Origin of the sequence: Acetobacter lambici (genome assembly GCF_011516885.1) — a bacterium.
In the GTDB taxonomy this organism is placed as follows: Bacteria; Pseudomonadota; Alphaproteobacteria; order Acetobacterales; family Acetobacteraceae; genus Acetobacter; species Acetobacter lambici.
On record NZ_WOTD01000006.1, the window covers coordinates 1 to 24,564 of the forward strand.

The 24,564-nt window shown below is 59.5% G+C and carries 22 protein-coding genes and 1 tRNA gene; 11 read left to right on the forward strand and 12 right to left on the reverse strand.

From position 1 onward, the window contains the following. Positions 1 to 131: 131 nt before the first annotated feature. Together GOB86_RS04735 and GOB86_RS04740 are read right to left on the reverse strand one after the other, a co-directional pair. Positions 132 to 920: an ABC transporter ATP-binding protein gene (locus GOB86_RS04735; RefSeq protein WP_194301090.1), complete on the reverse strand. Its 789-nt coding sequence runs from the start codon at positions 918 to 920 to the stop codon at positions 132 to 134. A gap of 11 nt (positions 921 to 931) precedes the next feature. After that, positions 932 to 1,717 carry an MlaE family ABC transporter permease gene (locus tag GOB86_RS04740; RefSeq protein WP_165991227.1) on the reverse strand — a complete coding sequence of 262 codons (786 nt, stop codon included), beginning with the start codon at positions 1,715 to 1,717 and terminating at the stop codon, positions 932 to 934. A 222-nt stretch (positions 1,718 to 1,939) separates the two neighbouring features. Here GOB86_RS04740 and radA point away from each other — a divergent pair, with 222 nt between their 5' ends. From radA to GOB86_RS04760, 4 genes are all read left to right on the forward strand, one after another. Next, a complete protein-coding gene (radA, locus tag GOB86_RS04745; RefSeq protein ID WP_165991228.1) occupies positions 1,940 to 3,331 on the forward strand; it encodes a DNA repair protein RadA in 1,392 nt (463 codons plus the stop codon). A gap of 68 nt (positions 3,332 to 3,399) precedes the next feature. Continuing rightward, a tRNA-Gly gene (locus GOB86_RS04750) sits at positions 3,400 to 3,473 on the forward strand. A gap of 618 nt (positions 3,474 to 4,091) precedes the next feature. Beyond that, positions 4,092 to 5,579 carry a hypothetical protein gene (locus tag GOB86_RS04755; RefSeq protein WP_338421513.1) on the forward strand — a complete coding sequence of 496 codons (1,488 nt, stop codon included), beginning with the start codon at positions 4,092 to 4,094 and terminating at the stop codon, positions 5,577 to 5,579. 69 nt (positions 5,580 to 5,648) lie between these two features. Further along, positions 5,649 to 7,019, forward strand: coding sequence for an amino acid permease (locus GOB86_RS04760; RefSeq protein ID WP_165991229.1), 1,371 nt, complete (start codon positions 5,649 to 5,651; stop codon positions 7,017 to 7,019). Positions 7,020 to 7,125: 106 nt separating this feature from the next. On the opposite strand, the gene GOB86_RS04765 is transcribed toward GOB86_RS04760, so the two are convergent. From GOB86_RS04765 to GOB86_RS04775, 3 genes are all read right to left on the reverse strand, one after another. Then, complete coding sequence (locus GOB86_RS04765; RefSeq protein WP_165991230.1) at positions 7,126 to 7,809, reverse strand: YoaK family protein; 684 nt, start codon at positions 7,807 to 7,809, stop codon at positions 7,126 to 7,128. A gap of 205 nt (positions 7,810 to 8,014) precedes the next feature. Then, on the reverse strand, positions 8,015 to 11,740 hold the full coding sequence (gene putA, locus GOB86_RS04770) for a bifunctional proline dehydrogenase/L-glutamate gamma-semialdehyde dehydrogenase PutA (RefSeq protein WP_253543654.1): 3,726 nt from the start codon (positions 11,738 to 11,740) through the stop codon (positions 8,015 to 8,017). A 104-nt stretch (positions 11,741 to 11,844) separates the two neighbouring features. Further along, positions 11,845 to 12,549: a GntR family transcriptional regulator gene (locus GOB86_RS04775; RefSeq protein WP_165991313.1), complete on the reverse strand. Its 705-nt coding sequence runs from the start codon at positions 12,547 to 12,549 to the stop codon at positions 11,845 to 11,847. A gap of 553 nt (positions 12,550 to 13,102) precedes the next feature. Between GOB86_RS04775 and GOB86_RS04780 the strand changes: the two genes are divergently transcribed. Then, positions 13,103 to 13,543, forward strand: coding sequence for a DUF2501 domain-containing protein (locus GOB86_RS04780; RefSeq protein ID WP_165991231.1), 441 nt, complete (start codon positions 13,103 to 13,105; stop codon positions 13,541 to 13,543). A 207-nt stretch (positions 13,544 to 13,750) separates the two neighbouring features. Continuing rightward, the gene (gene acs / locus GOB86_RS04785; RefSeq protein ID WP_165991232.1) at positions 13,751 to 15,694 is read left to right on the forward strand and encodes an acetate--CoA ligase; all 1,944 of its coding nucleotides are present in this window, start codon (positions 13,751 to 13,753) and stop codon (positions 15,692 to 15,694) included. 30 nt (positions 15,695 to 15,724) lie between these two features. Here the strand turns inward: acs and GOB86_RS04790 are convergent, their stop codons facing one another. Continuing rightward, positions 15,725 to 15,988, reverse strand: a complete 264-nt coding sequence (locus GOB86_RS04790) for a DUF1653 domain-containing protein (RefSeq protein ID WP_165991233.1) — start codon at positions 15,986 to 15,988, stop codon at positions 15,725 to 15,727. A gap of 83 nt (positions 15,989 to 16,071) precedes the next feature. Here GOB86_RS04790 and GOB86_RS04795 point away from each other — a divergent pair, with 83 nt between their 5' ends. Beyond that, entirely contained in the window at positions 16,072 to 16,626 is a 555-nt protein-coding gene (locus GOB86_RS04795) for a hypothetical protein (RefSeq protein ID WP_408737318.1), read from the forward strand. A 5-nt stretch (positions 16,627 to 16,631) separates the two neighbouring features. Beyond that, the gene (locus GOB86_RS04800) at positions 16,632 to 16,925 is read left to right on the forward strand and encodes a hypothetical protein (RefSeq protein WP_165991234.1); all 294 of its coding nucleotides are present in this window, start codon (positions 16,632 to 16,634) and stop codon (positions 16,923 to 16,925) included. A gap of 55 nt (positions 16,926 to 16,980) precedes the next feature. On the opposite strand, the gene GOB86_RS04805 is transcribed toward GOB86_RS04800, so the two are convergent. Further along, a complete protein-coding gene (locus GOB86_RS04805) occupies positions 16,981 to 17,943 on the reverse strand; it encodes an SAM-dependent methyltransferase (protein WP_165991235.1) in 963 nt (320 codons plus the stop codon). Then, positions 17,940 to 18,326 carry a DUF423 domain-containing protein gene (locus tag GOB86_RS04810; protein WP_165991236.1) on the reverse strand — a complete coding sequence of 129 codons (387 nt, stop codon included), beginning with the start codon at positions 18,324 to 18,326 and terminating at the stop codon, positions 17,940 to 17,942. The genes GOB86_RS04805 and GOB86_RS04810 overlap by 4 nt, the downstream gene beginning before the upstream one ends. Before the next feature lie 138 nt (positions 18,327 to 18,464). On the opposite strand from GOB86_RS04810, the gene GOB86_RS04815 reads away from it, so the two are divergent. The 3 genes from GOB86_RS04815 (at position 18,465) to GOB86_RS04825 (ending at position 20,453) form a co-directional block, all read left to right on the forward strand. After that, positions 18,465 to 19,043, forward strand: a complete 579-nt coding sequence (locus GOB86_RS04815) for a cob(I)yrinic acid a,c-diamide adenosyltransferase (RefSeq protein ID WP_165991237.1) — start codon at positions 18,465 to 18,467, stop codon at positions 19,041 to 19,043. A gap of 251 nt (positions 19,044 to 19,294) precedes the next feature. After that, complete coding sequence (locus GOB86_RS04820) at positions 19,295 to 19,954, forward strand: hypothetical protein (protein ID WP_165991238.1); 660 nt, start codon at positions 19,295 to 19,297, stop codon at positions 19,952 to 19,954. Positions 19,955 to 19,985: 31 nt separating this feature from the next. Continuing rightward, entirely contained in the window at positions 19,986 to 20,453 is a 468-nt protein-coding gene (locus tag GOB86_RS04825) for a hypothetical protein (RefSeq protein WP_165991239.1), read from the forward strand. A gap of 96 nt (positions 20,454 to 20,549) precedes the next feature. On the opposite strand, the gene GOB86_RS04830 is transcribed toward GOB86_RS04825, so the two are convergent. From GOB86_RS04830 to cysQ, 4 genes are all read right to left on the reverse strand, one after another. Beyond that, positions 20,550 to 21,983 carry an FAD-binding oxidoreductase gene (locus GOB86_RS04830; RefSeq protein WP_165991240.1) on the reverse strand — a complete coding sequence of 478 codons (1,434 nt, stop codon included), beginning with the start codon at positions 21,981 to 21,983 and terminating at the stop codon, positions 20,550 to 20,552. 62 nt (positions 21,984 to 22,045) lie between these two features. Beyond that, complete coding sequence (locus GOB86_RS04835) at positions 22,046 to 22,603, reverse strand: hypothetical protein (protein WP_165991241.1); 558 nt, start codon at positions 22,601 to 22,603, stop codon at positions 22,046 to 22,048. Then, positions 22,600 to 23,601, reverse strand: coding sequence for an L-threonylcarbamoyladenylate synthase (locus tag GOB86_RS04840; protein ID WP_165991242.1), 1,002 nt, complete (start codon positions 23,599 to 23,601; stop codon positions 22,600 to 22,602). Before GOB86_RS04840 ends, GOB86_RS04835 begins: the two co-directional genes overlap by 4 nt. A gap of 108 nt (positions 23,602 to 23,709) precedes the next feature. Continuing rightward, the gene (cysQ, locus tag GOB86_RS04845; RefSeq protein WP_165991243.1) at positions 23,710 to 24,480 is read right to left on the reverse strand and encodes a 3'(2'),5'-bisphosphate nucleotidase CysQ; all 771 of its coding nucleotides are present in this window, start codon (positions 24,478 to 24,480) and stop codon (positions 23,710 to 23,712) included. Positions 24,481 to 24,564: the final 84 nt, after the last annotated feature.

Consider the following 24,564-nt stretch of genomic DNA (forward strand, 5'->3'; position numbering starts at 1 on the left):
TGCACAACGCAGCCTGCCCGTCGCCCACATTCTCAGATGGTCAATCTTCAGACGGTCTCACCAAGCAGCCGCACAACGCTCATATATCAAATCAAAATTGCAACTGTAGTGCTAGAGTGCGGTTATGGCCGTTACCGTCTTAATTCCATGGTAATCGGGCCTTCACGGCGGCCATGGGTGAACTGGTCCACGTAGTCATTCCCGCTGTGCATGAGCGATGCGGCGGCTCCCTGCCAGACCAGTTTGCCCTTGTAGAGCATGGCCGCTTCATCCCCGATCCGCTGGGCGGAGGCCATGTCATGCGTAATGGCAATAGCAGTGGAGCCAAGCTTTTTAACGCAATCCACAATCAGACCGTCAATGACAGCACCCATAATCGGGTCCAGCCCGGTTGTGGGTTCATCAAAGAACAGAATGTTGGGTTGGGCGGCAATGGCACGGGCCAGCCCTACACGCTTTTGCATGCCGCCAGACAGTTCGGAGGGGTACAGGTCCCCAACGGAGGGGGCCAGCCCCACCTGCTCCAGAATGGCTCCAGCCTTGTCACGCGCGGTGGCGCGGGTCAGCTTGTTGAGGGCGAGCAGGCCAAAAGTCACGTTTTCCCACACGGGCAGGCTGTCAAACAGCGCGCCGTTCTGGAACAGCATGCCAATTTCGCTGCGGAGTTGGTCGCGCCGTTTGGCGGGGGCAGCCAGTACGTCCTCGCCATCAATTTCAATACAGCCTGAATCCGGGGTCATTAGGCCCAGAATGCAGCGTAGCAGCACGGATTTGCCCGAGCCTGACCCACCAATAATGACAAACGAGGTCCCCTGCGGCACATCAAGCGAAATGCCATCAAGCACTTTTTTATCCCCGAAGGATTTGTGCAGGTCCCGGATACGGATTTTGGGGGGAGCACTGGTCATGCTCTGGTCCATGGCAGTGGCACTCATTGTGAGAAGAACAGGTCTGTAATCAGGTAGTCAAAGGCCAGCAGCAGAATGGAGGCCACCACCACGGCCGATGTGGTGGCAGAGCCCACGCCCTCGGCCCCGCCCTTGCTGTTATAGCCATAATAGCAGCCCATCAGCGTGATCAGGAACCCGAACAGGGCGGCCTTGACCAGCCCGACCGTTATGTCCATGGCCTTAACCGAGTTCAGCGTTGCCGTAATGTAGGCGGTGGGGGAAAAGCCAAGCTTGACCACGGCAACAGTAAAGCCCCCCGCAACGCCCAGCACGTCGGCCACCAGCACCAGCAGGGGCAGGGCAACAATGCCCGCAAGCAGGCGTGGCGCGACCAGATACTTCATGGGGTTGGTGGAAAGGGTGCTCAACGCATCAATCTGATCGGTCACGCGCATGGTGCCGATCTGGGCAGCCATGGCGGCTCCCACGCGGCCCGCGACCATAAGCCCCGCCAGCACCGGCCCCAGCTCGCGGGTTACAGCCAGCACAACAATACCCGCAATGGCGCTCTGGGCATGGTACTGCGCAAAGCCTGTATAGGATTGCAGTGCAATAACCCCACCCGAGAACAGGGCCGTTAGGGCAACAACCGGCAGGGAGAAGAATCCTGTCTCCAAAAACGTGCGGATAAACACTCGCCCGTAGAACGGTGGCCGCATAATGTGGGACAACCCGGCCAGAGCGAACAGCGCCAGAGCGCCCGCACTGCGGATAAGCGAGAGTGTGGCGCGGCCTATGCGGGCCACAAAATCAAGCACCATATCCATGAGTTCGGGCTGTCTGTTCCTGTTGTGTGTGGTCAGGGTCTGCTGTGGTGTGAGCCGTAACCCGTTCGGGCCGGGTTCGTCAAAGCATGCTTTTGTTTTGTTGGCTCGGCAGTGCTTTGTCCCATGGTGTGTGGTGGACTGGATTGCTAAGCGGGGCTTGAGTTTGTTCTTGTTTTATTCCATTTATGGAGCCTCCAGTAAGGCAGGAACAGGGGAATCCGCGTGGCCAAAAAAACGTCCCGCCAGTATGTGTGCAAGGCATGCGGTGCCGTTCATGCCAAATGGGCAGGGCAGTGCGATGCCTGCCAGGAATGGAACACGCTGGAGGAAATGGCGGTAGAACCACTGGCCGCGTCTTCGGCCACAACCCGTGCGGGCAAGGGGCGGCGTGTGCAGTTGCATGGGCTGGGGGGCAAGGTTGAACTGCCTCCACGCACGGGCACGGGCATTGCCGAGTTGGATCGGGTGCTGGGTGGGGGTCTGGTTCCGGCCTCCGTCGTGCTGGTCGGGGGGGACCCCGGTATTGGCAAATCCACCCTGTTGTTGCAGGCGGCAAGCCGTCTGGCGGGCAATGGGGAGCGGGTTCTTTATATTTCGGGTGAAGAGGCGGTGGACCAGATCCGCCTGCGCGCCATTCGCCTTGGCGTGGCACAAACCAGTCTTGATCTGGCGGCTTCCATTAACGTTGCGGATATTGTGGCAACGCTGGAGGCCGAGCCGGACGTCAAGGTCGTGGTGATCGATTCCATCCAGACCATGTGGCTGGAAACAGTAGACAGCGCGCCCGGTACGGTCTCGCAGGTGCGGGCTTGCGCGTTTGAGTTGATCCGGGCTGCCAAACGGCGTGGGTTCAGCCTTATTCTGGTTGGGCATGTGACCAAGGAAGGTTCACTGGCAGGCCCGCGCGTGCTGGAGCACATGGTGGATGCGGTCATGTATTTTGAAGGGGATCGGGGCCACCAGTTCCGCATCCTGCGTGCCGCCAAAAACCGCTACGGTGCCACGGACGAAATTGGTGTGTTCGCCATGACCGACCGCGGGTTGGAGGAAGTGAGCAACCCTTCCGCACTGTTTTTGGCCGAGCGACGGGGCAATATAGCCGGTTCCGCCGTGTTTGCGGGGCTGGAGGGCACGCGGCCCGTGTTGCTGGAAGTGCAGGCCCTGCTCTCCCCCAAAGGGGGGGATGGTGCACCGCGCCGTGCCGTGGTGGGGTGGGACACCGGGCGTCTGGCCATGTTGCTGGCGGTGCTGGAAACACGGTGCGGGCTTAAGCTGTCGGGCATGGATGTTTACCTTAACGTGGCGGGGGGGCTGAGAGTGGTTGAGCCCGCAGCCGATCTGGCTGTGGCTGCGGCTCTGGTTTCCGCTGCCAGTGGCGTCCCCACCAGCCCCGGCGAAGTGTATTTTGGTGAGGTCGGATTGTCGGGCGAGGTCAGGCAGGTTGCGCAGGCGGATGCACGGCTGAAGGAGGCCGCCAAGCTGGGCTTTACTCAGGCCGTACTGCCCCGCCGTATTGCACGGGGGAGTGCGCGTTCGCGCCCGCCAGAGGGTATGAGCCTGCGTGAGTTGGGCCATATTTCCGATCTGGTTGGCCCGGATGTGGAGGGGGAATAATACGCCCGCCCTGTTTGTATGGCATTGCAAGCGAGGTTGGAGCGCGCTATAAGGAGCCCACGCGTTACGCGGATGTAGTTCAATGGTAGAACGGCAGCTTCCCAAGCTGCATACGGGGGTTCGATTCCCCTCATCCGCTCCATACGCTCATTTTTCTCCCAATAAAATTGCTATCCCACTCCAAGTGCCCCATGCACGGTGCTGTGCATTTTTGGCCGTAATTTGGGGTTTGTCGTGCGTCTTGTCCGCAATTTAGCGGAAGTGGCAGGCCGCGAGTGATGTATCTGGTAAAATATATTGACCGGGGGCGGCTACAGTGAGGAAATTTATTCCCGTGTATATTATTTCGGTTCCGGCATATTAAGGCCGTTTTTCAGTCAAGAACGGAAAAGAAACGATATTCAATTAAATGATTACTTTCCGATATAAGAATATAATTTCAAGAATACATAAATACAAAATAAGCATATTTTTCATTATATCATCTTGAACATATTATAGGATGATGCGATCATTATAAATAATTGCTTAACCCCGCTGTGGGGAGCGCGGGCTCTATAGCTTATTTTGAAGGGGAGCGCTTCGGGGCGTGAATGGTCTGCAACAAACAACCAAAAATCATACTGGACTGTTCTGTTACACTCCCCGCCAGATATCGGCTCCATACCCGGCGGAGCGGGAAGAGTTACGGTCTTCCCGCTCCGCCGGGGGCCGGGTTTCTGGCGCGGTCAGGCTTGGGTGCTGCTCCTTGCTGCTCAGCGTGCTGGGCGAGATTTTGCCAGCACAGGCGGAGCAGACCCTGATCTCCATCAGTGGCGTAACCATCCAGAGCGGGCTGGACATTGGGGGGGCGGCTTTTCATCTCCCCAACACCAATTTTGGCGGGGGCTCCTATGCCGCCCGGCCATCGGGTGGGTACACCCGGCACGCCAACACAACCTATGGCGAACTGTATGGCAAGCCGATGCTCAAGGGCGAATGGAAGACCGGCTGGGGGTTTGACGTAATCGGGAATGCCTCGGCCATTGGCGCGACCACCCTTGGTGATGGGGATGCCGAACAGGTTTCGCAGACATCAGGCACCCCGCGCTCGGTCTATCTGGAGGAACTCTATGCCGGGGTCAGGGTGCCGGTCCGGCTGGCGGGTGGGCATCAGGTGTTTACCGTGCAGGGTGGGCGGCAGGCTTTTGCCGTGGATGATGGGTTTTTGATCGGTAAGGGCACCTATAGTTCGGGCGAACGTGGGGCCTGGTGGTACGCGCCACGTTTTGCCTTTTCCGGCCCCGGTGTGATCAAGCTGGAAGGAGACCCCGTCCGTGCCGATGTGTTCATGCTGGAAAGCAATTCGGATAACGATATCGACCGCGGATACGACCGGCCAAAAACCAGCTTTGTGGGGTTTGACGTCACATGGTTTGTCAACAAGGCGGGCGGGCATGGTGCTTCGGTTTATGCGGACCGCGCATCGTATGTGACCCTCACCTATTTCCATGTGCGTGATGCGGATACGTCCGCCCATTATGATTATTCAACCCGCGCGGACCGCGACGGCATGAATGTGGCGGCCCTGAGTTGGGGCGGCACGCTGTTCCCGGTCAAGGCGCTGGGTATTTCCAAAAACTTTACGTTCTATGGCAACTTTGTCTCGGAGCAGAACAGCCATCCGGGCAATGGGTACAAGGGTGTTTCGGCTTACGGTATGTATTTTGAGCCGGGCTACACCTTTTCCATGCTGCCATGGACCCCGCATATTTTTTACCGTTACACCCGCTTTGGGGGCGGCAAAAATTCCGAGGGCGGCGTCAAGCACAACTACGACACGTTCTTTCTGTACGATGGCAAGCGCTACACCTATGGCGGTTACTGGCCGGGTGAAATTGTGGGCATGTATCTCGCCCCTCTGTCCGATCTGGAGGATCACCAGATCGACCTGACAGTCGTGCCTCCCGTGCATCTGTTCCGACCGACTGATTCGCTCAAGCTTGGCCTGCATTTTTACGATCTGTCGCTCATCCATGCCTCGGGCATGGGGCTGAAGAACACTGGCCGCCATGTGTCGGATGAGCTGGATGCCTCCGTTGAATACACGCTGGACGAGAACACGTCCGCAGCTCTTGCCGGGGGGGCGGCTTTTGCCGGGCCAGCAGGTCGGGCTTTGTCAAAAGCCGGAGTGCCGGGGGACCAGCCCATGCCCAATATCGACCACCATGCGGGTGTGATCGAGGCGTATTTTTACAAGCATTTTTGAGGGGCATTTCCCTGTTTATTCCTCTTGAGTTATGAACGCACCAAGCCAACAAGAATAAAGGACCTCTCTATGGCTGAGCCGAACACCAAGTCTGCCGTTAAACCTGCCACCGGCCTGCGTAGCCGCCACATCGCCATGATCGCGCTGGGTGGGACTATTGGCGCGGGTCTGTTTGTGGGGAGCGGGGCTGCCATTCAGGCTACTGGCCCGGCGGTTCTGCTGGCTTTTCTGTTGGTGGGGCTGCTGGTCATTCTGGTCATGCGCATGCTGGGCGAGATGGTGGTGGCCGACCCCGGTCGCGGCTCATTTGTGGAATATATCCGTGCAGCACACGGGGACAGGCTGGGTTTTACGTCTGGTTGGCTTTACTGGTTCTTCTGGGTTGTGGTGCTGGGGAGCGAGGCCATAGCCGGTGCGATTTTGATACAGGACTGGGTTCATCTGCCCATATGGGTTTTGTCCATTGCGCTGATCGGGCTGTTAAAGCTGGTCAACTTTGCCGCCCCCCGCGTGTTTGGGGAATGTGAGTTCTGGCTCTCGGCCGTCAAGGTTTTCAGTATTCTGGCTTTTGTGGCTATTGGCGCGCTGTATGTGGTGCATGCTTTTGGCCCCGGTGTGCCAGTCTGGCATAACCTTATGGGCCATGGTGGTCTTATGCCGCATGGCATTGTGGCCGTGCTGTCCATTATTCCCACCATCCTGTTCACCATGATGGGGTCGGAAATTGCAACGGTTGCCGCGGGCGAATCTCCTGAGCCAGACAAGAACGTGGCACGGGTTACCCGCAGTCTGGGCACGCGCGTAACCCTGTTCTATCTGGCCTCTGTTGCCATGATCCTGCTTGTGGTGCCGTGGAGCGATATTGTTGCCGGGCGCTCCCCCTTTGTTACCGCCATGGACACAATGGGCATTCCGGGTGCTGGGATGATGATGCGCATTGTGGTGTTGAGCGCCATTCTCTCCTGCCTGAACTCCGCCATGTATATTACGTCACGCGTGCTGACCGAACTTGCGGCACAGGGCGATGCCCCGGCTTTTCTGACCCGCCGTTCGGCCAGTTCCGCGCCACGGTTGGCCATTACGGTCAGCAGTATTGCGGGTACGCTGGTGGCGTTTTCGTCCATTCTTGCACCGCAGACCATTTTTGCTTTTCTGCTGAGTTGTAGCGGTGGCGTTATCCTGTTGATCTATAGCCTGATTGTAACGGCCTACATTACAACCCGCTTTGCCGCGCGCCGGAACGGGACAGAAAAAGGCAATTACACGCTGTTCCTGTTCCCGCTGTGCAATTACGCAACGCTTGCGGGTGTGGTGCTGGTGTTTGTGGCCATGCTCCTTAACCCTGAGGAACGCATGACCGCTCTGGCGACCTTGGGCACGTCGGTCGTCTGCTACGCTTTGGCATCCTACTTTGCCGTGCAGAACAAACAGCAGGCCTGATTTTTGGTGTGTTCTGAATAAAGGAAAGGCCCGCCATAAGTCCGGCGGGCCTTTCCTTTATGTCTGCTGCGGGCCAGCAAAACGGGCCTGCGCTACAACGTACTGCTCAGGGAATGCTCATCCGGTCCAGATGGAATGCCAAGGGGTGTTTGCGGAGCAGGAGCAGCCCCCCGGCCACCACAATGGTGCCGCCGGCAAGTGCTATACCCAGTGAGACACTCCGCCCCGAGACCAGAGTGCCAATGGCCGCCCCTACGAACAGGCTTAAAATGGCGGCAACACGGCGCAGGGTGCCAGAACTGCTCCCCCCGGCGGCGGAACTGTTATGGGCCAGCCCATGCAGTACCATGGTGGCGGCGGGCAGGACCATGTCAGGCAGTTTGGCGTGCCGTGTGGCGGATGTCTGTAAGCCCATGGCGCAGGACAGCAGAGCGAGGGTGACGTAAATATCGCCCGGAATATTGGCTGACCAGATCCATGCGGCAACGCCGACCATAGCCCCCACACCGAGCAGAATATCGCCAACAGTGGCGCGTATGCTGCGTTGGCGGCGCACAAGCCGTCCGCCGATCATGGCGCCCAGAAAATAAAAGCCAATAGCTTCCAGCCCGGACAGAACAATGGCCTGAGATGTTGCAATGTTAACAGCCATCAGAATAATGGTGGCGGTCATGTAGCCTGCAAAAATCTTGAGATGCAGCAGAGAAATGGCGTCCAGCATGCCCATGGCCATGGTAACAAGCAAAATGGCAATGACCAGTTTGGCATCATGCCCCGCGCGGGTTGTCATTGTATCTCCTGATCAGATGGAAGTGAAAAAAATTGCCCCGCAGCCTGTGCCGCCGGGGTGGAGAGTGTTGTAACATTCTGCACGGTCACGGAAAAATGATCTTAGTTGGACCGTGCCATGTTTTGCCAGCCCATATGGCCATAGCAGGCTGAACAAAAAAGGCCCGGCAGAACCGCCGGGCCTGAAGTGTGGTGTTTGTGTGCTTTCAGCTCAGGGTCATCAGGCTGGCGTTGCCGCCTGCGGCTGTTGTGTTGATGCTGCGCGACTGTTCTTCCAGCACGGCTTCGACTGAGGGAAGACCATTTTTTGTAATGTAGGCCGAAACAATAGCCCCGTTGCCCGCAGCTAGCAGTGCGCGTGTGGCACGGAATGCTTCGTTATCTTCCTCACTCAGAAGAATGCTGCACTCAAGCGAGCGGGCGGAGGTAACAGGCCGAACAAACTGCCCGATGGAGGCAGGCAGGGTGGCAATAGCTGCCAGAATAGCGGGCTCCGCCATAATGGCCGCAGTGTTCCCCCCGGCAAGCGCCAAGGAGATCTGGTCATACAGACCAGTAGCTGTCTGGGCCATGCACAGCACTGTGCCGCGTGCGCCCAGCCTGTACAGGTTCAACTCGCCAACAGGGCCGGGCAGGGTGATCTGCCCGTTGGTCAGCGGCTGGCTGGCAAGGGCATGGGCGCGCTGGGCTGGCTGGCTCTCGCCTTGTGTGCGCAACCAGTCGGTCCAGTCCACCATGGCTTTTGGCGTGGTGCCGCGTGCAATTTGCGGCAGGGGCGGTACCTTTGCCAGCAGGCGGCGCAGAATAAGCGGTCCTCCGGCCTTTGGTCCGGTGCCGGACAGGCCACGCCCGCCAAAGGGCTGCACGCCCACAACCGCGCCAATGGTGTTGCGGTTTACATACAGGTTGCCTGCTTCCACCTGTTCCAGAACGCTCTGAACGGTGGAGTCCAAGCGTGTGTGCAGGCCAAAGGTCAGGCCGTAGCCCGTTGCGTTAATGTCGGCCAGAACGAGGTTTAACTGGGCGCGTCGGTAGCGCAGCACATGCAGGACCGGACCAAACACTTCCTGCCCAACTTCTCGGATGGATGTGACCTCGATCAGTGTGGGGGGCACAAAGCTGCCATTGGCGCAGTTGTCTGGCAGAGGTAGTGCGTGGACTGGCGCATTTTTGCTGCGGAATGTTTCAATATGCGCCGTAATGCCCGCGGCGGCTTCGGGGGTAATGACCGGCCCCACATCCGTGCACAGGGCGGAGGGGTTGCCGAGCCGAAGTTCATGCATGGCACCGCGCAGCATGGCCAGAACATGGTCCGCGCAGTCGTCCTGCACACAGAGAATACGCAGGGCGGAGCAGCGCTGGCCCGCACTATCAAAAGCCGAGGCCAGAACATCCGCCACGACCTGTTCGGCCAGAGCGGAGGAATCCACGATCATGGCGTTCTGTCCCCCCGTTTCGGCCACAAACGGCACGGGCTGGCCCGTGGCCGTGCGGCGGTCGAGGAGTTGGCGGTTGATCAGTTGCGCCACGGCGGTGGAACCGGTGAACATGACCCCCATAATACGGTCATCCCCTACCAGTGCTGCCCCCACATCGCCCTCACCGGGCAGGAGTTGCACGGTTGCTGCGGGAACGCCTGCTTCGTGCAGAAGCTGCACGGCTACCGCTGCGATCAGGGGTGTTTCTTCCGCCGGTTTGGCAATAACGGCGTTCCCGGCGGCAAGGGCTGCGGCAATCTGGCCAATAAAAATGGCGAGCGGGAAGTTCCACGGGCTAATGCAGGCCACGGTGCCAAGGGGGGCATGGGTCTCGTTGTTAAAATCGCGGCGGATGGTGGTGGCATAATAGCGCAGGAAGTCCACAGCCTCGCGGATTTCGGCCACGGCATTGGGGAGCGACTTGCCTGCCTCGCGGCAGATCAGGGCCATAAGGGCGGCGTGCCGCGCTTCCAGCAGATCAGCGGCCTTGAGCAGGCAGTCGGCCCGTATGGCTGGGGTTTTGGCTGACCATTCCGCAAAGCCCGTTTGCGCCACGTCCACTGCCAGCGTGACCGTAGCGGGTGTGGCGTAGGTGACATGGCCGACCAGATCGCGTCGGTCAGCGGGGTTGGTTACGGGGTGCTGCGTACCATGCGTGGGCGCACCGGGCACAATGGGGGCTGCCTGCCATTGCTTTGGAGCCGCCTTTATGCCTGCGGCAAGGGTTTCGAGCACCTGATCGTCGGCCAGATCAATCCCTGCGGAGTTCTGGCGCTCGGGGGCAAACAGGTCGAGTGGCTTGCGGATTTCGGAGTGTGGCGCACCAAATGGGGTGTAACGCTTGGCCGAGGTCACGGGGTTTTCGATCAGGGATGCCACGGCAATGGCGCTATCGCCAATCTGGTTGACAAAGGAGGAGTTCGCTCCGTTTTCCAGCAGGCGGCGTACCAGATAGGCCAGTAGTGTTTCGTGCGTGCCAACAGGTGCGTAAATGCGGGCCGGGCGGTTGAACCTGTCCGCCCCGACGACCTGACGGTACAGCGGCTCGCCCATGCCGTGCAGGCATTGGAATTCATAAGACCCGATCTCGTATTTTTGCCCGGCGAGTGTGTAGATGGTGGCAAGGGTACGGGCATTATGCGTGGCAAACTGGGGAAAAATGATATCCCGTGCATCCAGCAGTTTGCGCGCGCAGGCAATGTAGCTGATATCCGTATGGCATTTGCGGGTGTACACGGGGTAGTCCGCCATGCCTTCGACCTGCGCTTTTTTAATCTCGCTGTCCCAGTAGGCACCTTTAACAAGGCGAACCATAATCCGGCGGCTGGTGCGCCTGGCCAGATCAATAATGTAATCCAGCACGAAGGGCGCGCGTTTGCCGTAGGCCTGCACCACAAAGCCAATGCCGTTCCAGCCTTCCAGCCCCGGTGTGGCGCACAGGGCTTCGAGCAGGTCGAGTGAAATATCCAGCCGTTCGCTTTCCTCGGCATCAATGTTAATGCCAATGTCGTACTGCCGGGCCAGCAGGGTGAGTTCCTGCACAACGGGCAGAAGCTCCCCCATGACCCGTGCATGCTGCGCGCGGGCATAGCGCGGGTGCAGGGCGGAAAGTTTGATGGAAATACCGGGACGTTCGTAAACATTGGCCCCTTTGGCGCTGCGCCCGATTACGTTAATGGCGTTAATGTAGTCCTGCCGGTAACGCTGGGCGTCGGCGGCGGTGTAGGCGGCCTCGCCCAGCATGTCGTAGGAATAGGAAAAGCCGATCTGTTCGAGCTTTTTGCTATTCTTGCGGGCCTGCTCAATGGTCTGGCCCAGCACAAACTGCTCGCCCATCAGGCGCATGGCCGCATCCACGGCTTTGCGGATAACGGGGCGTGTGCTCCGCTCCACAAACCCCATAAGCGCGCCAGAGAGTGTTTTGTCATTATGTTCGGCCACAACGCGGCCCGTCAGGGCCAGCCCCCATGCGGCGGCATTGGCGAACAGAGGCTTGGCGCGGCCAACGTGGGAGAGCCAGTCGCTCTCGCCTATCTTGTCCTGAATAAGGGCGTCGCGCGTGGCCATGTCGGGAATACGCAGCAGGGCCTCGGCCAGACACATCAGCGCCACACCCTCGGCGGAGGAGAGGGCAAATTCCTGCACCAGTGTTTCCACCAGACCGGGGTTACGCTGGCTGCGCAGTGTTTGGGCAAGGCCGGTCGCCATGGCGGCTACGGCGCTGTCCTGCTGTGCGCTCAGGGTGGCGGCGGGGGTCAGGGCCTCAACGCATGTCAGCTCGGGGCGGCGGATGGCCTGGGTAATGGCCTTGCGCAGCGGGGTGCGGGAGGTGAAGTCGGGTGCAAAAGTATTGGTGGAGGACATGGCGTTGTTCATCCAGATCAGCCGCCAAACCGTGCGCCTGCGGGTCTGCAGGTTGGTTTTGGCTTCATAATGATTTTTCCGCTCTGACACGATAATATACGATTTGCAACATCATATATTACCCAATCAGGCATGATCCGCCGCATGGATGAACAAGCGTTTGTAAAATATGGATTTTTAGAGGGTAAAAATGCTCAGCCCACGTTAAGGCCAGCATGCCGACGCCGGAACACATCCACCGAGATTCTGGAGGCTTCCAGAATATGGATGCGCGTCAGTCTGGCGCACAAGTCCGCATCCCGGTCACGGCAGGCGTCCAGAATGGCCTTGTGTTCGTCGTGGGTGATGTTTGTGCGGCCTTCAATAATCAGATGTCCGCGTATGTAGCGGTCCAGTCTGGTATTCAGGTCTTCTATCATTTCCAGCAGGCGGGGGCGGGGGGCTGCGGCATAGATGGAATTATGGAATGCACGGTTGAGTGCGCCTGAGCGGATCATGCCCTGCGGGCCCTCCACACCGGCTACAAATGCCTCGTAGGCGTCCTCCACGCGGGCAAAGTCCACGCGGGTCATGTTGCGCACGCCCTCGGCTGCGGCCTGTTCTTCCAGCGTTGCGCGGATCTGGGAGTATTCCAGAATATCGGCCTCATCCAGCCCGATGACCATTGCGCCCTTGTTGGGCATGAACGCCACCAGCCCTTCGGCCTCAAGGTGCTTGAGCGCTTCGCGCACGGGAATAATGCTGACCCCAAAACCTGCGGCAAGCTCGGACTGGGGCAGGGCGCGGCCCGCTGGCAACTGGTCTTCCAGAATAGCTTTGCGCAACGCCGTGCAAATGCTCTCTGACGCGGTGCCATGCGGTGCAATTTCAACACTTTTGAAAAGACTGGCAGGCAGCATGTCGGTATGGGCTCCCGCTTGGATCGTTACGGACTCGTTAAGGTTGTTATAGAGTGGAAGGCCAAACTGTTCAATCGGCCAGTCCGACCAGAGCTTGCCATGAGGCAGGCTGATCTGGTGCATGGTGTTATATCACCTGATCGTGATTGCCGGTTGGCGGGGTGGCCAAACGCCATTTATGGTTTGGCGTGTGCGGGCTGGCAAAGGGTTGGTCGCCGTGCCCGATAACGGCCCGGTCGGGGTTGGCGCCTGTGCCGGGCCTGAACTGAACCATATGTATAAAATTACAGAAGACAAAGATAATATCGTAATGTTTCAAGAGCATAATTTTATATGGCCCGGCTGGGGGCACCATTTGTGAGCCCTTTGCAAAGGGCTGGCACAGCATATGGCACGGGTCCGTAACGTGGCGTTGTTTTTGTTATGACAGGCATGTCACCCGCCCGCCCGGACAGGACTGTGGTCTGCCATGTTTTTTGCGCGCGTGGGGGCTGCTTGATCTTTGCGGGGGTTACGGGGCAGTTTGGCGCATATTCCGTTTGGGAGATTCTGAATGAAACTGTTTGCCGTGCGTGCCCTGTCGGCGCTAGCCCTTACCACGTCCGTGCTGGCATCCATGCCCGCACTTGCTCATGCCGAGGATCAGACCCTCAATATGCCGGTTATCCGTGGGGGGGATACGTCTCTCCTCTCAACGGTGGACCCATCAGGTTACGTGGCCTCCATTGACCCGAAGGAAAATGCAGGCCTGCTGAACTACTGCGTACAGAACGAATACGTCCCTGATTACGACGATGCCTTCCGCACGTTGCAGGAATACAACAAAAAGACCAATGCCGTGTCCGATGGTTCGGATGGCAATATGTTCTATGCGATCGGCTCGGCAGGCCAGATCCGCCTGAACGACCACACCTACACCGTGGCAATGGCAACCCTGCCGCTGCGCCAGAAGACCTGTAAGGCTGTTCTGGACCGCGCCAAAGCTGCCCTGTAATTTGGCGGCAGGCCTTATTCCGCACCGACCGGAATTAAGGTGTGGAATAAAAACGGCATAACAAAAAAGGCTGATCACGGTGGTGATCAGCCTTTTTTTATGTCCGGTTCGGCACATTTTTGTGCGCTTGGGGGGCGGGCATGTCTTTCCTCAGGCGGCGTGATATGATCAAAGACCATCTGGTTCGGGTGCAAAATAAGAACGTAAATGAAAGGACCAGTCCGAGTGGAAGATAAAGTTCCCTGCACGACGGAGACAGGCGTCTCTGATCGCTATCTTGATCAAGTGCAGCGTGCGCAACGCGACCCGGAGGCCTTCTGGCTGTCGCAGGCGCGCAGACTGGTCTGGCATAAAGCGCCCTCCCATGCCTCCCGCTCCGATTTTGGCGGTGATGTGCGCATATCATGGTACGAAGACGGGCAGCTCAACGTGGCTGAAAACTGCCTTGACCGCCACGTTCTGACCCAGCCCGACAAGGCCGCCCTGATCTGGGAAGGTCAGGAAGACGGGCAGAAGCTGGTGCTGACCTACCGCGAACTGCACGCGCAGGTCTGCCGCCTTGCCAATGCGCTGCGCAGGCTGGGCGTTGGCAAGGGCGACCGTGTGGCCATTCATCTGCCCATGGTGGCCGAAGGCGTGGTGTCCATGCTGGCCTGTGCGCGTATTGGCGCAATCCATGTTGTGCTGTTTGGCGGTTTTTCGGCCGAAGGGCTGGCCGAGCGGCTTATGGATAGTGGCGCGGTCGTGGTTATTACGGCCGATGTGGCGCGCCGTGGGGCCAAGGCCATTCCCAGCAAAATCACCATGGATGAGGCCCTTGTGGCCTGTGGCGCGGCCTGCACCGTGCGCCATGTGCTGGTGGTGCCCGTAACGGGCACGGAGGTGCCCATGCAGCCCGGTCGGGACCTGCACTTTGCCGCGGAAGTGGCGATGGAAATGCCCGACTGCGCGCCAGAGATCATGGATGCCTGCGATCCGCTGTTCCTGATGTATACCTCGGGCAGCACGGGGCGGCCCAAGGGTGTGGTGCATGGCACGGGTGGGTATCTGGTCTGGGCATCCTACACGCAGGAGGTGGTGTTTGCCGCCCAGCCGAACGATGTGTTCTGGTGCACGGCCGATACAAGCTGGATTACCGGGCACACCTATGTTGTGTACGGCCCGCTATGCAATGGCGCGACAATCCTGATCTATGAAGGTCTGCCCTCATGGCCGCAGCCGGGTCGTTGGTGGGATGTGATCGACCGCAACAATGTGAGTGTCTTTTACACCTCTCCCACAGTCGTACGCGCCGCCATGCGTGAGGATGCGGACGTGGTGCGCAGTCGCTCCCTGTCCAGTCTGCGCGTGCTGGGCACGGTGGGCGAGCCGATCAGCCCCGAGGCATGGCAGTGGTTCCATGATGAGGTGGGCAAGGCCTGCTGTCCGGTGGTGGATACATGGTGGCAGACCGAAACAGGGGGTGTCATGCTGACCGCCAGTGCCGGGCAGGTGCCGGGCAGGCCGGGAGCGGCAGGTCTGCCGTTGCCGGGGGTGGAAGCCGTGCTGGTGGACGCACAGACCCAGACCGAGGTTGAAGGGGCGGGGGACGGCCTTTTGTGCATGGCCCGCTCATGGCCCGGTCAGGCCATGACCTTGTGGCGTGACCATGGGCGTTTCCGCCAGACCTATTTTACCACATGCCCCGGCCGTTACTTCTCGGGTGATGGTGCGCGGCGTGAGGGGGATGGATATTTCTGGATTACTGGCCGTGTGGATGACGTGGTCAATGTCTCCGGCCACCGTATTGGCACGGCGGAAATTGAAGACGCCGTGGCAACCGATGCCGAGGTCGTGGAAAGTGCCGCTGTTGGCGTGCCGCATGACCTGAAGGGGCAGGGGCTGGTGGTGTTTGTTGTGCCGCGAACGGAAGGGAGCCTGGACCCCGCCGCCGTGCGCCGCGCCATATCTGACGGGGTGGGTCGCTATGCGGTGCCTGAGCAGATTTACGTTGTGCGTGACCTGCCCAAAACCCGTTCTGGCAAAATTGTCCGCCGTCTTCTGCGCAAGATTGCGGCACATGATCTGAGTAATCTGGGTGATCTTTCCACCCTGTCCGACCCGGACATTGTGGAGGAAATTATTGCACAGGTGTCTGGGCAGGCAGGCTGATCAAACCCGCCTGTGGCGCATGGGGTGCCCCTATGCGCCACTTCTGGCGGAGTTGTCCGTGCCAATAAAAGCAAAGCGCGGCACGCCGTTCACGCTTTGCTGCCACATGGCCAGCGGGCGGACCCAGTAGGTCCCCAGTGCATCGCACCGGTAAGTGACCAGCCATTCCTCTGTCTCGCTGTGGCGGCCCACGCATAGAACCGTGTACAATCCCCCTTTATAATGGCGGTAGAGGCCGAGCTTTGGGTGCTCGGGCTGTTCTGGCGTGGTATTTGGGCTTGTCTGTTCGGACATGCTTGGGGTCTACTCCACAAAGGTAATATTGGTCAGGTCAAACAAGGAATGTGCGCTTGAAGCATCGTGTGGGGTTGTATTGTGTGTTGGCGGGGTTGTCTGCCCTGCCTTGCGGTGTTTCCTGTTATGCGGTGGCGCATGGCGCAAGCTCGGCCCGGCAGGCCGGGGCCGCCCACGGTAAAGCCGACCCCGTGGCCCTGACCGACCAGCGCGGCAGTGCGCTGGACAGTGCCGCCCGTGTGCTGAACGCGGATGATCTGGCCGCCGCTGCCCGCCATAATGATAAGCCGCTGGTGCTGGTAGGGTCGGCCCCCCTGTCGGCCAATGGTGCAAATACAGCGCTTTTTGTACAGGTGCAGGCCGCCAGCCTGTGCGGGTCCGCCGGGTGCTCCACGGATGTGTATGTCAGGCGGAATGGTGCGTGGGCCAAGGTTCTGGATTCCGTAAGTGGACCTATTGAGCTGCTGCCAACAACACACGGTGGCTTTAGGGACATTCTGGTGGATGGTTCTGACCGCTGGGTGTGGAAGAACAACACTTACGTGGATACGCTGGTGGCGCAGGATGTGCCGGGGCTAAAAGCATCGGTGCAGGAGCATCAGGCACAGATGGACGAACAGCCCGATGGGAGCCGCTAGCCATTATGGCACAGGTTGATGGCAGCATCCGGCTGACCCTGCTTAAAACAGGGGCCACGGTTGGTCTTACGGCCCTTCTGGTATTTGTGCTGCGCTGGGTGCTGGGGTTTCTGCCCCAACTGGATGCCATTACAGGTGGGCATGCGGGGGGGGATGTTCTGCGCTTTTTGGCCTCTAACGGGCATGCGCAGGCCCAGCAGGGCGTGGCCATTGCGCTGATTGTTTTCTGCTTTGCTCTGGCCGTTTTGGTCGTGCATGCTGCCGAACGCATACTCCGGCGCAGGCGGTCCAGGCGTTAGGGAGCGGCCAGCAGGCTGCGACCATCCGGTATGCTCCCTCCTGCGGGCAATTGGGTCAGGGCATGGAGGATGGCAGGGGGGATACGCCTTTAATGGCGGCATCTTGCGACCAGAAAAACGTCAGCTCGTGTTTGTTATGCGCCAGATGGGCGAGCGCCCCACCGGGAATGGCTTCAAACGCAGCGACGGTTTCGTGGTCGGTTTCGCCCTGAAATTTAACCGTCAGCACTATGTTTTTGGTCTGCCCGGCATCAATCCATGCACGGGTCAGGCGCAGCAGGCGCTGGGGGTAAGCAATAATATCGGAAAAAACCCAGTCCGCCGCAGGGAGCTGTTTTGGGTCCAGCCCAAAGGCGCTGGCCTGTTGGAAGCTGACCTCGGGCATGGCCGCGACCGATGGTGCCAGTGGTGCGCGGTCAAACGCGGTCACCTGCGCGCCAAGGCTTGCCAGCGCCCATGTCCAGCCCCCGGGGGTTGCTCCCAGATCATAACACCGCTCGCCCACACCGGGCCAACGGCCCAGACGGGTGCAGGCCTCCCACAGTTTGAGGTAGGCGCGGGAGGGCGGGTCTGTCCGGTTTTCCACAAATTCGGGCGCGCCATTAACAAATGGACTGCTTTTGGTGGCCGAAAACAACAGGGTTGATGTGTCCAGCAAGGTCCATGCCCCCAGTGGACTGGTCGGTGCGGGAGTGGGAAAAACAAGCGGCGCGGCTTTAACTGGTGGCAGTTTTTGCACAATCAGCCCGGCCCGGCGGAAGTTGTCCGCCGCATACAGGCTCCAGTTGCGTTGGATGGCCCGTAATGTATCGGACGCATTGCGGATGGAGGTAATGCTGGCGCGCTGCGGGGCGGTCCATATGTCCAGCGCCCAAGGGGAATAGACAGGTTTGTGGGTGGAGAGGGCCAGCATGCCATGCCAGTCCACAACCTCCACGCCACGCAGGAGCAGGTCTTCTTGCAAAACGTGCTTCAACCCGTCGGCTGCCAGCCATGCGCCCTGTATGGAGGTGCTCATGCGCGGCGCATCCACCCTACAGCCAGAAGCAGCCACGAGATAATAAGGAAGCTGCCACCAACTGGCGCGATATGGTTGCCATGGTGGCCGGTAAAGGCAGTGTTGTATACGCCGCCGCAGAACATGACCGTGCCCACAAGCACGCCACAGCCGCCTAACAGGAATACGCGGTTGGTGCGCCCGGCCAGTCCAAGGCCAAGGGCCAGCAGGGCTATGCCTTGCCACATCTGCATATCCATGGCGCTGCGTGCCATGATCCGCCCGCCCTCGGCAAAGTGTGCATCGGGCAGGTGCGCGGTCAGAGCGCCCATAATCGTGCCTGTGGCGATCAAAAGCGCACCACAGATCCGCCACAGACGTGTAAGAAAAGGTCCAGTCAGCATAGTGGGTGTATAGGCGTGTCTGCGGCAAACGGGAATAGTGCTGCATGCTCTGACGCCAATTTTAGTATCTGCAACGCCGGGTATGGTAATGCGTTTTGTTCCGATAAGAATAAATCTTGAGTGTCAGGGGGATGGGGCATGAGCATACGGATTGATAAAATTGTAACCCGCGGTGGGGATGGCGGGCACACATCGCTGGGTGATGGTTCACGCGTTACCAAGGATCAGGTCCGCATAGAGGTGCTTGGCACACTCGATGAGATTAACGCGCTTGTTGGTCTGGTGCAGGCCTACACTCCAGCAGGCGATAGCGTTGCGCACCAACTGACCGCCGTACAGAATCTGCTGTTTGATATGGGGGCGGATATCTGCCTGCCAGAGGACGGCCCAATGGCCGAGCGCGCGCACCGTGTGGAAGAAGCGGCCCTGCTGGTGATCGAGCGCAGGATAGAGGAGTTGCGGGTGCTGCAGTCCCCCATTGCGGGCTTTGTGCTGCCTGGTGGTTCCGTGCCAGCAGCCATGGCGCATATGACCCGCACACAGGTGCGCAGGGCCGAGCGCCGCATGGTGGCGCTGGCCCGGGAGGAACGGGTTAATCCGGTTTTATTGAAAATACTGAACAGATTGTCCGATTACTTTTTTGTGCTGGCGCGGCACTTCAATCATGACGGGCAAACCGACGTCGTGTGGCAGCCCGTGCCAAAAGACGAAAAATAGGTCCACCCCACACAACCCCTTGGAAAAAAGGGGGGTGTATGGTATATAAGACCACAGCAGACATTGCCTGCGCGGCAATGTGTAAAATACCCTGCTGCCGGTGCTGCGGCCATATCTCTGTTTTTATCATACCATCTGGCCATAAACACAGTTGCATCGCATCTGTTTTAACCAGACGTATAAAAGCACACTTGGCTTTCTGGCAGCTTTTAAACAGACCATAAAATATCTGAAACGTGACATCTGAATTCATGAATACATCATCTTTTCTCTCCCCCCCTGTAGTGGACAGGGATAATGAGGAAGGGCTTGAAGAAGCGTCCATGCGCAATGCGCTCGAACGCATTGGACATTCCGCCCGTTCCCGCCAGTCTGCTGCTCCGCAACCCCGCCCCGCCGTCGAAAACGCAAATAACAAGCGTCGTCGCTTTGTGCGTGATGGAGAGGTGCAGGTGGAAAAGCATTCCCTTGCCCGCACAACGCCGCGTACGGTCGCCATGCCACGTGTTGCAGGCACGTCCCGCGCCGTGCATTTTAATGAAGAAGACAATAGCGAACTCTCCCGCCTGCGCCGCCAGTTGGCGGAAGAAAAGCTGAAGGTGGAAGAAAGCGAACGGCAACTGGCCGACATGCAGGCTACCCAGCGCGGCTTGACCACGCGCATTGGCCACGCGGACGCCCTGATTGCCGAGCAGAAAAACAAACTGGCTGAGCGCGAAGCGGAACTGGCTGCTGCCGGTCGGGAAATGCGTGCCGGACGCCGCCAGATGGAAGAGCTTGAAGCCGAAATGGCAGCCCTGCGCCGCCAGTTGGACGCCAAGCCACGCGGCCGCCCACGTAAGGAACCCGAACAGGCGGAAGTTGCAGCCGTGGTGGCAGAGCCGCAGCCTGTTAAGTGGTGGAAGGACTAACCCCTGACGTCGCGTTCGGGGATTGCCCACAATGAAAAATAATACGGCCACGCCCGCCCTTGCCCTTCTGGTTCTGGACGTAGCTCTTGGGGTGGCGTGCGTGGTGCTGCCCCCAGTGGTTATGGGCTTTGTTGGCCTGCTGCGCGATGTGTTTGGCGTGCTTGTGCTGCCATTCACCTTTCTGTTCGGGCTGGCGGGCTGGTCGTCCGACCTGTCCTCCCTTTCCAGCGTGCATGATGGTCTGGTGCCCCAGACCGCCAGCCACCCGCTTTACGCCGTTATGGCGGCAGCCGCGCTTGGTGTTGGGGGTGTATGCTCTGTTCTGGCCTGTAACACACCACAGGGAGCCAGAGTGGAGCGGATTGCAGCGCCCGTTTTAACAGGTCTTGCCATGCTTATGGTGGGGTTTGATCCTGGGCTGATTGTTCTGCCAGCTTTTATTTTGCAAATACTGTGCTTTTGGTATCCAACGCTGTCTTTTTCTTTTCGGCGTCAATAAAAGCATTTTCCATAATTGGCCCGTATTTATGCGGTTATTACAGAATGGACCGAAGACCGCCCCAAGCGTGCCTTCGGTCCAGATCGTGGGTTATGCTCAGGCGGGGGGTAAAACCTTGCCGGGGTTCATCAGGTCCTGCGGGTCAAGGGCTGCTTTGATCCGGCGCATGGTTTGCAGTTCGGCCCCCCCACGCCATGATGGCATCATGTAGGTTTTAAGCTGGCCAACGCCATGCTCGGCAGAAAAAGACCCACCCAGTTTGCGTACAATCTCGGCCACTGTATCCATCATGGCGTGGTCCTGTGCCAAAAATGCGGTCGGGTCCGCGCCTTCGGGCTGCACCAGATTGAAATGGATGTTGCCATCGCCAATATGGCCAAAAGGCGCTACCCGAATGCCGGGAATAAGTGCCTCGCAGGCTTTGGTGGCATCCGCAATAAATTCTGGTATGGCAGCTAGTGGCACGGACACGTCGTTTTTGACCGATGCGCCTGCGCGTTTTTGTGCCTCGGCATGTTCTTCACGGATCATCCACAGGCTCTGGCGCTGGCTTTCGCTTTCGGCCAGAACGGCGTCTGTGACCAGCTCGTCTTCTAGCGCGCTGCCCAGAACATCTTCCATAAGGCTACGCAGGCTATCATCGGCACGGGGGCTGGCCAGTTCCACCAGCACGTAGGCAGGAGCCGGGGCTTCCAGCGGCAAGGAAGCGCCTTCGATCAGGCTGTTGACCAGTGCCATGGATGTGCCGGACATGAACTCAAAGGCATGAATGGCGGAGGGGTCCTGTTTGCGGAAGGCGGCAAACAGGTTGAGTGCCCCCTGGGGGCTTTCTACGGCGCAAAGGGCCGTCTCGCGCGAGCGGGGGGCGGGCTGGAGCTGAATAACGGCTTGCGTAATAATGCCAAGCGTTCCTTCCGAGCCCACAAGGAGCTGGCGGAGGGCGTAACCTGTGTTGTCCTTGCGGAGTTTACGCATCAGGTTCAGCACGTTGCCGTCGGGTAGCACGGCTTCCAGCCCCAGTGCGAGTTCACGCGCGTTGCCGTAGCGTACCGTATTGTTGCCGCCTGCGTTGGTGGCCAGAATCCCCCCGATATCAGCCGACCCTTCGGACGAGATGGAAAGGGGGAGCAAAAGCCCCTGCGCACTTGCCGCATCCTGCGCGGCCTTAAGGGTCACGCCCGCATCTACGGTCATGGTCAGGTCGGCATGGTCAATATTGTGGATCTGGTTCATGCGGGTGGTGGAAATAACCACGGCATGCCCGCTCGAATCCGGTGTGGCACCGCCGACCATGCTGGTGTTACCCCCTTGGGGCACCATAGGCACGTTGTGGGCATGGCAAAGGGCTACGGCTTTTGCACAGTCCTCGGTATTGGCCGGGCGGAGTACTGCGGCGCAGTGACCATGGTAGAGGGCGCGCCAGTCCACGCAGAACGCCTCCGTATCCGCCGGGTTGGTCAGCACACCTGAAGGGCCAAGGATCTGCACCAGCGCATCATGGAGGGTTGGGGGAAGGGGCGTTTGGGACATGGCTCTGGTTTTCCCTGCAAAAGCACAAAAAAGACAAAGTAAAAGGGCGGTCTGGCCACCCTTTAGTAAAGATAATGGGTGTTATCGGCTACGGTGTGGATGGGAGCTGGCCACAGGGCATGCACGGCCTGCGACCCCGCAACCCCAACCAGCAGGCCAACAATCAGGCTGATGGCAATGGTCACCGGTTTTTGGCTGCGGTTGCTGCTCTTGAGCGTTGCCAGATGGGTTTGCAGTTCCGCGCGGGACTTCTGGGTCAGGTAGAGTTCGGATTTAAGTGTTTCGTTCTGGGAGTAGGCAACCCGCAGGTTGCGGTCCAGCCGGGTAATGCTATCCGCCATCTCCCGCAACTGCACACGGTACTGGTCGGGCATGTCCGTTGTTTTAGACTTGCTGGTAGAGGCCCGTGTGCCCGCCTGACGGGTCGCGGTTTTGGCCTTGGATGGGTTGACGGCAATGGTCTGGAACAGGTTTTTGAGCGCGCCACCCGTTGTGCTGTTCTTGCGCGCGCGGTTGCGCAGGGCCTGTAGGGCGGTGTCCGACTGGCCGGGGTGGTCTTCAAGCACCAGTGCCAGAATATCCGACAGAATTTTAAGTTCCTTGGGATCAATCTCGGTCATGGCGCCATATCTCCCGTTCCGTCCTGCGGGCGGGGGGCTGCCGCGCGGTTCAGGCGGTCCTGTATGGCGCGGCCCAGACCGTGCTGGGGAATGGGCTGTACGGCAATGCGGTTTAAGCCAAGGCGCTGGCCTTCGCGGTCCAGTGTGCGCAGGCCGGTAAACAGCCGTGCGGCGGCTTCTTCCAGACTGCCACTTTCGCTCAGGTTCCAGACCAGCGGAGCAGGGGTGGGGCGGGGGGCGCCAAATGCCAGCAGGGCCTCATCCGCCTGAGCGTGCAAGACATTGAGCCGCACAGGCAGATGCGGCGCGTAATGCGAAATCAGACGGCCCGGAGAGTGGGGGGCCTGATCACTGGCTGTGCGGGGCAGGCTGATATGCGGGCAGATAGTCTGCAACTCTTCCAGTGTAACACCACCGGGGCGCAGCAGGCAGGGGGCGTGCGGGTCTGTCAGGTCCACCACTGTGCTTTCCACCCCTACGGTGCAGGGGCCACTATCCAGCACGGCGTCTATGCGCCCATCCAATTCCTCCAGCACATGGGCGGCATCCACCGGGCTGATACGGCCTGAACGGTTGGCCGAAGGGGCGGCTATGGGGCGATCGACCAGTTCCAGCAGCGCATGGGCCGTGGCATTGGCGGGCACACGCACCGCAAGGCTGGACAGCCCGTCGGCTGCCAGATCGCTAATGCAGCACCCCGGCGCGCGGGGCAGGATAAGAGTGAGTGGGCCCGGCCAGAAGGCCTGTGCCAGCCTGCGTGCTACCGGGTTGGGCGTAACCTGCTCGAACGCAGCCTGCGCACTGGCAAAATGGCTGATGAGCGGGTTAAAGCGTGGCCGGTTCTTGGCTTCAAAAATACGGGCTACGGCCTGTGGCTGGCTGGCATCCGCCCCAAGGCCGTAAACGGTTTCCGTGCCAAACGCCACAAGGCCGCCAGCACGGAGAATGCTGGCAGCTGTGGCAATGCCGCTTTGGGTGGCATCCAGACGTCTGGTCATGGTTTTCTCATGGCAACAGGGCGCAATCCGTAGGCCGATCAGTAAGGCTGGCAATGTTTTGGCAACAGGAGAACCCTGCGTAAAGGGGCTACGGGTGGACTGCCCTGTTTATAGCGTTCCGGTACAGACAAAAGGAGGATTTTTCCAGTCTGTTTTGCCATAAATAAGGGGCGAGCCATCCAGCAGGGTAATATGACCACCCGCGGCTTCCACTATGGCCTGCGGGGCGGCTATGTCCCACTCCATGGTTGGGCCAAGGCGGGGGTACAGATCGACCAGCCCTTCGGCCACGCGGGCAAATTTTACGGCAGAGCCGATATTGCCCAGATGCGCTATTTTTTTGCCGTTCAGGTATTCGGCCAGACGGGTATCATCCGCATGATGGCGTGAGGCCAGAACGGTCAGCCCTTCGGCTGGGGCTGTGCGGACATGAATGGCCTGCAACCCGTTTTTGTCCAGCCGGTGGGCGCCAAGACCCACACCGCCGGTGTAAAGCTGGTGGTAGGCTGGCAGGGCCATGGCCCCCAGTGCCGCATGGCCATTGCGTACAAGGCCGATATTGACGGTAAAATCATCCCGCCCGGCGGCAAATTCGCGCGTGCCGTCCAGCGGGTCCACCAGCCAGTAGGCGGGGGTGGCATAAGCTTGCAGGCCAGCGGCAACTTCTTCTTCCGCAATAACGGGAATATCGGGTGTGGCCGCGCGCAGCCCGCGCAGAATGTGGGCCTCTGCCGCGTGGTCCGCCTCCGTTACGGGGGAGGAGTCGGTTTTGGTCACGGTTTCAAAACCCCGCGCGCGGATGGTGCGGATGATTTCGGCGGCTTCGTTGGCCAGTCTGGCGGCAAGGGCCAGCAGGTCTGTATCTGCAAGGGTGCTCATGACCCTAGCATACGCCAGCTTGGGGCTGCCGTCATGCCCTGTGGTGCATGCGTGGTGTTTATCGTGCAATCGGGGGTGCTGGCC